This is a genomic window from Bifidobacterium sp. KRGSERBCFTRI (genome assembly GCF_025908335.1).
The window spans coordinates 2703414-2716022 of record NZ_CP109653.1 but is presented as its reverse complement, the minus strand read 5'-3'; the positions used below and the strand labels follow the sequence as shown (position 1 = coordinate 2716022).

General features: G+C 58.4%; 9 protein-coding genes. 6 read left to right on the top strand and 3 right to left on the bottom strand.

The features are described 5' to 3' along the window. Positions 1-41: 41 nt before the first annotated feature. Positions 42-620, bottom strand: coding sequence for a TetR/AcrR family transcriptional regulator (locus OGI63_RS11720; protein WP_041777369.1), 579 nt, complete (start codon positions 618-620; stop codon positions 42-44). A gap of 255 nt (positions 621-875) precedes the next feature. On the opposite strand from OGI63_RS11720, the gene OGI63_RS11715 reads away from it, so the two are divergent. From OGI63_RS11715 to OGI63_RS11700, 4 genes are all read left to right on the top strand, one after another. Continuing rightward, the gene (locus OGI63_RS11715; RefSeq protein ID WP_011743519.1) at positions 876-3131 is read left to right on the top strand and encodes an exo-alpha-(1->6)-L-arabinopyranosidase; all 2256 of its coding nucleotides are present in this window, start codon (positions 876-878) and stop codon (positions 3129-3131) included. A gap of 266 nt (positions 3132-3397) precedes the next feature. Further along, positions 3398-4036, top strand: coding sequence for a MarR family winged helix-turn-helix transcriptional regulator (locus OGI63_RS11710; protein ID WP_231836964.1), 639 nt, complete (start codon positions 3398-3400; stop codon positions 4034-4036). Then, complete coding sequence (locus tag OGI63_RS11705) at positions 4037-5857, top strand: ABC transporter ATP-binding protein (protein ID WP_011743517.1); 1821 nt, start codon at positions 4037-4039, stop codon at positions 5855-5857. Between the two features lie 71 nt (positions 5858-5928). Further along, positions 5929-7941 carry an ABC transporter ATP-binding protein gene (locus OGI63_RS11700; protein ID WP_041777517.1) on the top strand — a complete coding sequence of 671 codons (2013 nt, stop codon included), beginning with the start codon at positions 5929-5931 and terminating at the stop codon, positions 7939-7941. A gap of 369 nt (positions 7942-8310) precedes the next feature. On the opposite strand, the gene OGI63_RS11695 is transcribed toward OGI63_RS11700, so the two are convergent. Further along, positions 8311-9168: a hypothetical protein gene (locus OGI63_RS11695; protein WP_041777516.1), complete on the bottom strand. Its 858-nt coding sequence runs from the start codon at positions 9166-9168 to the stop codon at positions 8311-8313. Positions 9169-9409: 241 nt separating this feature from the next. After that, positions 9410-9604, bottom strand: coding sequence for a hypothetical protein (locus OGI63_RS11690; RefSeq protein WP_003811048.1), 195 nt, complete (start codon positions 9602-9604; stop codon positions 9410-9412). Between the two features lie 93 nt (positions 9605-9697). Between OGI63_RS11690 and OGI63_RS11685 the strand changes: the two genes are divergently transcribed. Next, a complete protein-coding gene (locus OGI63_RS11685) occupies positions 9698-10777 on the top strand; it encodes a LacI family DNA-binding transcriptional regulator (RefSeq protein ID WP_011743514.1) in 1080 nt (359 codons plus the stop codon). Positions 10778-11046: 269 nt separating this feature from the next. After that, positions 11047-12519, top strand: coding sequence for a glycoside-pentoside-hexuronide (GPH):cation symporter (locus OGI63_RS11680; RefSeq protein WP_011743513.1), 1473 nt, complete (start codon positions 11047-11049; stop codon positions 12517-12519). The last annotated feature ends 90 nt before the right edge of the window (positions 12520-12609 follow it).

The window sequence follows — 12609 nt, the reverse complement described above, 5'->3', positions numbered from 1 at the left end:
ACGTCTGCATCCATACATTAATGCAGTGCCGGGGCAGAGGCTTAGCGGTAGTCCTCCCACATGGGCAGGGGGAACAGGGCGTCTTCGCATTCCGCCCACATGGCGTTCAGATCCTGACCGGGCGTGCGCAGCCAACGCAGCTGCACGCCATCCATCATGGCGAATCCCGCATTAAGCAGCCGACGCGTATCAACACCTTCGGGCACTTGCCAACGGATGTTGAGTGCGGTGTCGGCATTATGCAGCTCACGGTTGGCGAAGTACTCGTGTGCGGGGTGGTTCGGGTCGATCGCTTCGGCGCTCAACGTGGAAAACATGTGCACCTGAATCGGTCTGCGTGCGTTCACCGCCACGATTCTGCGCCACATGTCGGCGATCAACGGGCGTGGCTCACGTACTATGTCGGTAAGAATATCTTCCGTTTCGGAATCGTAGACTTCGTCCAGCGCGGCTGTGAGCAGTCCTTCCTTACTGCCGACATAATGCAGCACGCCAGCCTTGGTGAGTCCTACGCGATCGGCGATTTTCTGCAGGGAAGTGCCGTAATAGCCGAGCATTCCAAACAGTTCGACGGCCGCATTGAGAATCTCCGCTCTTCGGTCGACTTCTTCGTTGGCCATGATGATTCCCTCTCCTGCCTTCCATGAATGGCGATTCATGTGCGCTGCAATGCTTATGAATCGCCATTTCTCTCAAGTGGTAAATACTTGCAGTTACTTTACGGTCGGTTAACTGATTTTTCAAAGAAGATTGGCGTGTTGCGATGTTGATTTTGATAAAGTACCTACCGACCGGTTAGTAAAGATTTCGGGGTTGAGATTCCACAAGCCGGTTAACCGATACGAACTCAAGAAAACGATGCGAAAGAGGAACGTATGAGCGAAAACACCTATCCTTCCGTCAATGACCTGACGCTTGAAGAGAAAGCATCCCTAACTTCCGGCGGCGACGCTTGGCATCTGCAGGGCGTTGAAGCCAAGGGCATTCCCGGCTATATGATCACCGACGGACCCCACGGTCTGCGCAAGTCCAACTCGGCCACCACCGGCGAAGTCGATCTGAACAACTCCGTGCCCGCCACCTGCTTCCCGCCGGCCGCGGGCCTGTCCAGCTCGTGGAATCCGGAACTCATCCACCAGGTCGGCGAGGCCATGGCGGAGGAATGCATCCAGGAGAAGGTCGCCGTCATCCTCGGTCCCGGCGTCAACATCAAGCGCAATCCGCTCGGCGGCCGCTGCTTCGAATATTGGTCCGAAGACCCGTATCTGGCCGGCCATGAGGCAGTCGGCATCGTCGCCGGCGTGCAGTCCAAGGGCGTGGGCACCTCGCTCAAGCACTTCGCCGCCAACAACCAGGAGACCGACCGTCTGCGCGTATCCGCCAACATCTCCCAGCGGGCGCTGCGCGAGATCTACTTCCCGGCCTTCGAGCACATCGTCAAAACCGCCCAGCCATGGACCATCATGTGCTCCTACAACCGCATCAACGGCGTGCATTCCGCACAAAACCGCTGGCTGCTCACCGACGTGCTCCGCGACGAATGGGGGTATGAAGGCATCGTCATGAGCGATTGGGGCGCCGACCACGACCGCGTCGCCTCCCTCAACGCCGGCCTCAACCTTGAAATGCCGCCGAGCTACACGGACGACCAGATCGTCTACGCCGCACGTGACGGCCGCATCCAGCCCGAACAGCTCGACCGCATGGCCCAAGGCATGGTCGACCTCGTGAACAAGACGCGCTCCGCCATGAGCATCGACGATTACCATTTCGACGTGGACGCCCACGACGAGGTGGCCCATCAGGCCGCCATCGAATCCATGGTGCTGCTCAAAAACGACGACGACATCCTGCCGGTCGCTGCAAACGCGAAAATCGCCGTCATCGGCGAATTCGCCCGCACTCCGCGCTACCAGGGCGGCGGTTCGTCCCACATCACCCCGACCAAGATGACCAGCTTCCTCGACACCCTCGCCGCGCGGGGCGTCGACGTCGCGTTCGCACCGGGCTTCACCCTCGACCTCGAACCGGCCGATCGCACGCTCGAAGCCGAAGCCGTCGAAACCGCCAAAAACGCCGACGTCGTCCTCATGTTCCTCGGCCTTCCGGAAGCCGCCGAATCCGAAGGCTTCGACCGTGAAACCCTCGACATTCCAGCCAAGCAGGTCGAACTGCTCAAAGCCGTCGCCGCCGAAAACAAGAACATCGTCGTGGTGCTGTCCAACGGATCCGTCGTCTCCGTGGCACCATGGGCGGGCAACGCCAAGGGCATCCTCGAATCCTGGCTGCTTGGCCAGGCGGGCGGTCCGGCGCTCGCCGACGTGATCTTCGGCAAGGTCAGCCCGTCCGGCAAGCTGGCACAGACCATTCCGATGAACATCAACGACGATCCGAGCATGATCAACTGGCCGGGTGAGGAGGGGCACGTCGACTATGGTGAGGGCGTGTTCGTCGGCTACCGCTACTACGACACGTACGACAAGGCCGTCGACTACCCGTTCGGCTTCGGCCTGAGCTACGCGACCTTTGCGATCGACGGCGTGAACGTCGCCAAGACCGGCGCCAACACCGCACACGTCACCGCGACCGTCACCAACACGTCCGACGTGGACGCCGCCGAAACCGTGCAGGTCTACGTAGCTCCAGGCAAGGCCGCCGTAGCCCGCCCGAAGCATGAGCTCAAGGGCTTCCGAAAGGTGTTCCTCAAGGCCGGCGAATCGGCTGAGATTACCTTCGATCTGGACGAGCGCGCCTTCGCCTACTGGTCCGAGAAGTTCAACGACTGGCATGTCGAAGCCGGCGAATACACCGTCGAAGTCGGCACGTCCAGCCGCGACATCGCCGCCGTGGCCGTCGTCACGCTCGACGGCGACGGCAAGGCCCTGCCGCTCGACGAATGGTCCACGTTCGGCGAATGGGCCGACGATCCGGTCGGCTCCAAAATCGTCGCATCCGTGTATGCGGAAGGCGAGGCCGGCAATCTGCCGCAGCTGCCCGACAACGACATGATGCGCATGTTCCTCAAGTCCATGCCGATCAACTCCATGCCGATGCTGATGAGCGACGGCGGCAAGGCCATCACCGCCTTCATGCTCGACGAATACGCCAAAATCGCCGAAACCGCCGAATAAGACGGATTGACGTAAACAAGACGTAAGCAAAAGGAGTTTCAAGGATTTAGACCGAGGATGTGGCCCGCGAATGAACCGGTGCGGACCACATCCTCGGCTTTTTCATACTTGGTTTCGGCTTGTTCCGAGCTTATTTTTGGCTATTTTTAAGCGATTTTGCGATTACAATATTGCGCTCGGTGTGCTGCGATCCGGTTCCGTCACACACGACACGCTGAATGTTGCATATGCAACTGTTGCATGTACAACGTGTTATCTTATGTTCCGTGAACGATATACAGAACGATGGAACGGCTTCGGTGAACCCCGCGTTCGCCGAAGCATGGGAGCGGGGCGCATGCAAGCCTCCAAGCGTCGCCATCCGATCGCTGCACAACGTCATCAACCGGTATCTTACGGTGACGCGTCCTATGGAAGTGGAGAGTCTGAGCGGTGGCAACATCGACATCATCACCTTCCTCGCGCGCCATTCGGAACGGGAGATCTTCCCGCAGGATGTGGAACGCCGCTTCGGCATCACCCGGTCGACGTCGAGCAGGGTGCTCGCATTGATGGAACGCAAAGGGCTTATCGTGCGCGAATCCGTGCCGAGGGACGCGCGGTTGAAGAAAATCGTGCTCACTGACAAATCGCGCGATATAGCCGAGGCGCTGCGAGCCAACGCCATCGCTATGGAAGGCATTCTTCTTCAGGGTTTGAGCGATGACGAGATCCGCGAATTCATGCACGTGCTCGACGTGATGCAGACCAATCTGGTCTCCACTGGGCTGATCGGTGACGAAAGTCGCTATTCCAGCCTGGCATTGTGCGAGGCGGAATCGTGGGAACGGCAATCGCGGGAATGCGAATCGCAACCAACTGTACGGAAAACATCACAGGAAGACGAAACAGGAAAGGAAGAGTAAGTGAGCGGAACAAACGTGACAACGGCTGCGGTGCAATCGCAGCCAAAACAAAAGCGGCATCTCGTACGCACGCTTGGCAAATCGCTGCGTGAATATAGGAAGCCCAGCATTCTCACCCCGATATTTGTGGTGGTCGAAGGTGTTCTGGAAATCCTCATCCCCACGGTGATGGCGTCGTTGATTGATGAAGGCATCACCGGCAAAAGCATGCCCGCCATCGTCAAATTCGGTCTGATTCTTCTGGCGTGCTCGCTATGTTCGCTCGCGGCTGGCTTCCTTGCCGGTAAATTCGCCGCGATCGCCGGCGCTGGATTCGCCAAGAACCTGCGTCATGACGAATTCGAGAAGGTGCAGGGCTTCAGCTTCACCAATATTGACAAGTTCTCCACCGGCTCGATCATCACCAGGCTCACCACCGATGTGACCAACCTGCAGAACGCCTATTCCATGATCATTCGTCTGGGTGTGCGAGCCCCGATCATGATGATCGTGGCGTGGATCTTCTCGTTCCGCATCAGCCCGTCCATTTCCTTGGTGTTCCTGGCGTGCATCCCTGTTCTCGCTTTCGGTCTGTGTGGTCTGGCGGTGTACGTGCATCCGGTGTTCGAGCGTGTGTTCCACGCGTATGACAAGCTCAACAATGTGGTGGACGAGAATCTGCAGGGCATCCGTGTGGTGAAGTCCTATACCCGCGAATCCCATGAGATCGCGAAGTTCGGCCGTATTTCGCAGCGCATCTACAAGGATTTCAGCAAGGCCGACCGTGTGATGAGCTTCAACGGTCCGCTCATGATGGTCTGTGTGTACGTTTCGATGATTCTGATTGCTTGGATGGGCGCGCGGCAGATCGTCTCGTCCGGCAACAACGCCGCATTGGGATTGACCACCGGCGATCTGACGGCATTGGTCACATACGCCATGCAGATCCTCATGGCTATGATGATGCTGTCCATGATCTTCGTCATGTGCATCATTTCGCAGGCTTCCGCGGAACGTATCTGCCAGGTGCTCAACGAGGAAAGCACCGTCACCAACCCCGCCGAACCAGTCAAGACGGTTGCCGACGGTTCGATCGATTTCGACCATGTCACCTTCCGCTATTCCGACAATTCCGAAAAACCGGTGCTGGACGACATCACCCTCAAGATTCGTTCCGGCATGACCGTTGGCATTGTCGGCGGCACTGGCTCGGCCAAGTCCAGTCTCGTGCAGCTCGTGCCGCGACTGTACGATGTGACCGACGGTTCGCTTAAAGTCGGCGGTGTGGATGTGCGCAAGTACGATCTGGAAATCCTGCGCGACCAAGTGGCCATGGTTTTACAGAAGAACGTGCTGTTCTCCGGCACCATTGCGGACAACCTGCGCTGGGGCAACCCGAACGCCACCGACGAGGAAATCCGCCGCGCATGCCAACTGGCCCAGGCTGACGGTTTCATCCAGGAATTCCCCGACAAATACGACACCTATATCGAACAAGGCGGAACCAACGTGTCCGGTGGACAACGCCAGCGTCTGTGCATCGCTCGAGCGTTGCTGAAGAAACCGAAGATCCTCATCCTCGATGACTCCACCTCCGCGGTCGACACCAAGACGGACAAGCTGATCCGCGAAGCGTTCCACAACGAGATTCCCGACACCACGAAAATCATCATCGCGCAACGCATCGCATCCGTGCAGGAATCCGACATGATCCTTGTCATGGAAGACGGCCGAATCATGGCCGCCGGCACGCACGACGAACTGCTCGCAACCTGCGACGAATATAGATCCATCTACGAATCTCAAACCAAAAACCAGGCACAGCCTGAGGGGCTGAAGTGAAAGGAGGGATGGACATGACTGGGAAAACCGCTGAAAAGAACACTGGAAAAACCATGCAATCCAAGCCGGATATGAATCCGGACGTGAAGCCGGGCGCTAAGCCGCCAATGCAGAAAGCCGCTCCCGGCACCACCAAACGTATCTTCGACTACATCTTCCAATACAAATGGCATGTCATCGCAATCGTGGTATGCATTCTGGTCGGCGCGGCCGCCCAAGCCGGCTCCGCTCTGTTTCTGCAATCGCTGATCGACAGCTACATCCTGCCGATGGTCGGCGCAACGGATCCTGATTGGGGACCGCTGTTGCGCGCGCTGACGCTGATGGGCTGTCTGTATGCGGCTGGCACGTTCTGCAGCTGGTTGTGGCAGTGGCTCATCGTCACCGTCGAACAAGGCACGCTGAAGAAGATCCGCGACGACATGTTCGCCCACCAGCAGACCCTGCCAGTCCGCTACTTCGACACCAACGAGCACGGCGACATCATGAGCCGTTACACCAACGACACCGACACCCTGCGCCAGGCCATCAGCCAGTCCTTCCCGCAGATGTTCTCCTCCGCGATCTCCGCACTGGCCGCACTGGTCTCCATGCTGTGGCTGTCGGTGCCGGTCACGATCTTCGTACTCGTGTTCGCCGCGATCCTGTTCGTGGTCGTGCGCGCCATCGTCTCCCGCTCCGGCCGCTACTTCGTCAAGCAGCAGATGTGGATCGGCGACGTGAACGCCTTTGTCGAGGAATCCGTCAACGGTCAGAAGGTCATCAAGGTCTTCAATCATGAGGACGCCACCCAGAAGACCTTCGACGAGAAGAACGAGGAACTGTACAAGGCCTCCGCCGAAGCGAACACCTGGGGCAACGTGACCATGCCCGTCGTAGGCAACATGGGTTACATCCTCTACATCCTGCTCGCCATCGTCGGCGGATTCATGGCGCTCTCCGGCATGGGCAACTTCGGTCTCGCCGGCGCGGGCAAGCTCACCCTCGGCGCCCTCATCTCCCTGCTGACACTGTCTCGCTCCTTCGTCAACCCGCTCGGCCAGGTCTCCATGCAGTTCAACATGGTGATGATGGCGCTCGCCGGCGCGTCCCGCATCTTCCAGCTGATGGATGAGAAGCCCGAGGACGACGGCGGCTCCGTCACACTCGTCAACGTCGAGCTCGGCGAAGACGGCCGCACCATGACCGAAGTGGACCACGAAACCGGCCATTGGGCCTGGAAGCGTGAGGAAGGCGACGACGGCAGCCGTTCCCTGAAGGCCGCGCAGTCGCTGAGCCCGAAGGCCGCGGAAGTGGCGAGGAAGGCGCGCGAGAACGCGATCACCTCGCCGGACGGGCGCCTGACCCTGCTGCAGGGCGACGTGCGTTTCACCGACGTGACCTTCGGCTACAACCCGGACAAGCCCGTGCTGCACGACATCACCTGGTTCGCCAAGCCCGGCCAGAAGGTCGCGCTCGTCGGCGCCACCGGTGCCGGCAAGACCACGGTGACCAACCTGATCAACCGTTTCTACGACATCCAGGAAGGTATGATTCTGTATGACGGCATCTCCGTCAAGGGCATCCGCAAGCCCGACCTGCGCAAGTCGCTCGGCATCGTGCTGCAGGACGTGAATCTGTTCACCGGCACCGTGATGGACAACATCCGCTATGGCAAGCTCGACGCCACCGACGAGGAGTGCATCGCCGCCGCTAAGCTCACCAACGCGGACAGCTTCATCCGCATGCTGCCCAACGGCTACCAGACCGTGCTCGAAGGCGACGGCTCCGGTCTGTCCCAAGGCCAGCGCCAGCTGATCTCCATCGCACGCGCCGCAGTGGCAGACCCGCCGGCCATGATCCTTGATGAGGCCACCTCGTCCATCGACACCCGTACTGAGGAAGTGGTGCAGGCCGGTATGGACAATCTCATGAAGGGCCGTACCGTGTTCGTGATCGCGCACCGCCTGTCCACCGTGCGCAACTCCGACGTGATCATGGTGCTCGACCATGGCCGCATCATCGAGCGCGGTTCGCATGACGAGCTCATCGCGCAGAAGGGCGAGTACTACCAGCTGTACACGGGCGCCGTGGAACTGGAGTAAGGCTCCTTCTGCTTCGTTCCTGTCCCGTTCTTGGTGAATTGGACAGGCTGAACGGTAGTGTTCAACGAATGCAAGGGCCGTGCGGAAGCCACATATGTGGCTTCCGCACGGCCCTTGCGCATATGGCTCCCATGAATCGGCGGGCATGACCTTTTACGCAGGGTGCGCCCGCTGTGGCTTTTCATGGATTCCCCGAATCAATGGCGAAAAATCCATTGCGGGGACTACTCATGCGGTTCCGTAGGCGGTTTGGGTGTTCCGTAGGTGGTTGGGTCTGAATACCCGGCATGAAAACGGCCAGAATAAAGCCTTTCTCCAACCCCGATACTCTGACCAACCACCTACGGAAGCGAAAAACCACCTACGGAACTAGTCCAAGCCGTAACGGTGACTGGCTATCGCTCGGGCGACCATGCCGAACAGCTCGTTCAGCTTCTGCTTGGAAGCCAGATGCTCGCGGGTGGCGACAAAAGGAGTGAAACCGAGATCCCTCAGTCGGTTCCGCTTATCGAGGTCATACATCCAGCGGCCGTGGGTGTAGTGGTAATTTCCGTCGTATTCTATGCAGACGCGGTCATCCGGGTAGGCGATATCCACCTTCATCGTGCCCGAGCCGCGTATGTGGTCAATGATCTCATAGTTGACATGTGCCTCAGGCAGCCCGTAGGCATCGCTCTCCAAACGAAGCACCGTTTCCTGCGGGGAATCGGTACCTGGTTTGGACAGGCGCAAGGCCTTTCTGCATTTGGCGCTCCCAATGAATCGCGGCGCACTCCGGATGTAGTCGGAGAGCTCATCGTGAGTGCAGACGCGTAAATCGGGATTGGCGCAAGTGAGCCAATCCATGGCGATCACCAGACTTCGTTCGTCGACATAGGGCGCAATCTGACAGACTGCTTGCATCGCGGAGACGCTTGACACTAATTCGTCGGCGTGCACCCCGTCTATGCCATGTCTTGCGTAATGGAATTTCATTCCCTGTATTTTCCGTAAGTCGCGTTGCCGGCACACCGAAACGTGAACGAGCTCCGAACCATATCCGGGTAAATAATTCATGGTGGCGATCATGCCATGCAGCTCCAGCGCTGTGCCGTGGCTTACATAGAGTGGAACCGAGGAGCGTGACCTTATCCGCGACAACACCTGCCTGCATTCAAGATGCCGTCTCGCCGCCTCCTCCCGTGCCTGCTCTAATGTGAAAAATGTATTGTGTCCAAAGCTTTCCATGCGCTGACGGTATATGGAAAGCCGGCAGCCCCGCAACCGTCTCCGTGAAAAATGTGGATATGTGCATGGTTCTATCCGCGGCATCACCGGGGAGAGGCCTGATGTATACGCGTCCGGTAGAACCGATGCGGAGCGTGGCGTCATCGAGGGGTGGCTCACATGGCAAGTCGGCCACGCAGAAGGGCGGGCGCTTCCAGCCGCAGGCCCGTGGGGCTGACGGTGACCGCGTTTCTCCACGGTGTCAGCCGCGTTTGGAACCCTGCCGACTGATGCCACCTTTATGACCGGTCGCTTTGAAAGGCAGACCGGCGTTGCCGAGTCCTTTGCTCCGCATGTTCTGCAGGGCAAAGGATTTTTGTTGTGCACGCAGTTCGTTCATCCGTTCCGTGGACTGATGCGCGATTCGCGGTTTCCGTGATTGCTCTGGCTGTGTCATGGCTATAAGAATACGTTCGGTAATGTAGTATGATGGATTTAGTAATGCTTTTACTAAAATCTGATGAGGCATCCATGGGAGGGCGAGGGAGCGATGGCGACCATCAAGGAGATTGCGAAACGTACGGGATTCTCGCAGGCCACGGTGTCGCGTCTGTTGAATGGCGATCCGACGCTGTCCGTGCGTGAGGAGACGCGTCGCGCGATCATCCGCGCCAGCGAGGATTTGGGATACAGCGCCCAGGCCAAGCGTATCGTCATTCCGCATGAAGTAGCCTTGTTGGACAACGAGGAGTCCGACGAAACGCTGCGTGATTCGTATTTTGCCGATTTGCGTTCGGCGCTGGAACATAACGCCAAACAGCAGCGTATGGAGCTCACTGTTTTCCACAGTCTTGACGAGATGTTGAATCAGAAGGGGAAATTCGATGGTTTCATGGCTATCGGCGCCAATGTCATAGCCGAAAGCGACCTTGAGAAGTTGCATGAGGTCATGCCATACGGTGTGTTCATCGATGTGAATCCCGCACCGAACCTGTTTGATTCCGTGCAGCCCGACCTACAGCAGACCATGCATGACGCGGTCGAAGCATGTGCGAAGGCTGGCATGAAGCGTGTCGGATTCATCGGCGGCAAGGGGAGGCTGACGAATTTTTATGAGGTGGACGAAGAGGGGCGTGCCACATATTTTCGGCGTGAAATGGGCCGTTATGGTCTCGACCTGCGTGGACTGGTGTATTCTGACGGCTTGTTCACCGTGGAGAATGGTCGCAAGCTGGGGGAGCAGTTTATCCGTGACCACAACGGCGCACTGCCTGACGCAGTTATTGTTTCGGCGGACATCATCGCGGTCGGCGTGCTGCAGGCGTTCAACGCGGTTGGTGTGATCGTGCCCCGCGACATCAGCGTCATCAGCATCAACAACCAGGCGATCGCACAGCTTACGTCGCCACCGTTGAGCACGTTCTCAATCGACCAGAACGAGCTTGCGCGCGTTGCGATTCTCACCTTGGCCGATGCGATTGCCAGCAAGCGCACAGTACGGCAGCATGCGTACCTGTCGACGACGCTGGAAGTGCGAGATAGTTTCGTGCCGGCGCAGCCGAAACGTGAATCGCGGCCAAAATTGCAGACCCGATCGAAGCGATCTGCCCGGTCGAAACGGGCTGCCTAGCGTACGTATGTGCGGAAAAATATGAAAGGCGATTGATGATGCTGCGTCATCAATCGCCTTTTGTTTGTCTACTGTCGGCGAAATACCGCGAATCGCACACAATATGATATGTATATGTGCAGAATCGCACAAAATGCGACACGCCCAACAGTGCACAACGCAGATGTTAAATTTTACTAAACAGGGGTAAAGGGATATACTTAACTCATGCGAAATTAAATGATGATTTCCGATTACAGCTTCAATCACAACTTCTAAGGAGAAGTACGATGGCAGAATCCAATGTCGCAGCCGCACCGAAGGAGACGCAGCAGTCTGCGAAGCCAACCAGGAAAGGCAGTCTGCTGTCCCGCGTGGCCTATTCGTTCGGCAACGTCGGCCAATCCGCCTTCTACAACGCGCTGAGCACCTACTTCATCGTCTACGTCACCAGCTCGCTGTTCTCCGGGGTCGACAAGGCGCTCGCCACCAAGCTCATCGGCGTCATCACCGGCCTTGTGGTTGTCATCCGCATCGCGGAGATCTTCATCGATCCGCTGCTGGGCAACATCGTCGACAACACCAATACCAAATGGGGGCGCTTCAAGCCGTGGCAGCTCATCGGCGGCACCGTTTCCGCCGTTCTGCTCGTGCTGGTCTACACCGGCCTGTTCGGCTTGGTGAACGTCAACACCACGCTGTTCATCGTGCTGTTCGTCATCACCTTCATCGTGCTCGACGTGTTCTACTCCCTGCGCGACATCTCCTATTGGGGCATGATCCCGGCGCTGTCCTCCGACTCCCATGAGCGCTCCACCTACACCGCCCTCGGTTCCTTCGGCGGCTCCATCGGCTACAACGGCCTGACCATCGTGGTCATTCCGATCGTCACTTACTTCAGCTACATCTTCACCGGCAAGCATCAGGAGAGCCAGAGCGGCTGGACCTGCTTCGCCATCATCGTGGCTATTCTCGGCGTCCTCACCGTGTGCTCCGTCGCGTTCGGCACCAAGGAAAGCTCCAGCACCCTGCGCACCAAGGCCGAGGACAACGGCGGCCCGCTCGCCGCGTTCAAGGCTCTCGCACAGAACGACCAGCTGTTGTGGGTGGCCCTGTCCTACCTGCTGTACGCCATCGCCAACGTGGCCACCACCGGCGTGCTCATGTATCTGTTCAAGTTCATTCTGAACAACTCTGCAGCCTATTCCATCGTCGGCGTCGTCTCCGTCGTCGCGGGCATCGTTATGGCTCCGCTGTACCCGATTCTGAACAAGCGCATTCCGCGCCGCTACCTGTACCTCGGCGGCATGGTGCTTATGGTCATCGGCTATCTGCTGTTCATCATCAACCCCACCAGCCTGCCGGTCGTCACCGTCGGTCTTGTCTTCTTCTATCTGCCGCAGACCTTTATCCAGATGACGGCCATCCTTTCCCTGACCGATTCCATCGAGTACGGCCAGCTGAAGAACGGCAAGCGCAACGAGGCCGTCACCCTGTCTGTCCGTCCGATGCTCGACAAGATCGCGGGCGCGTGCTCGAACGGCATCGTCGGAGCCGTGGCCATCGCCGCCGGCATGATCGGCAACGCCACCGCAGCCGACATGACCGCCGCGAACATCCGGATCTTCGAGATCTGCGCCTTCTATGTGCCGCTCGCGGTCATCATCCTGAGCGCGGTCGTGTTCCTGCTCAAGGTGAAGATCACCGAGAAGATGCACGACGGTATCGTCAGGCAGCTCGAGGCTCAGCTGAACGAAGGCTGATTCGCCGCCGAGCGCGATCGTCTTCGGTCGATTCGTGGTCGGCCTGCCGATTGTATTTCGATTGTTTTGCGATTACGAAAGCCGCATGGT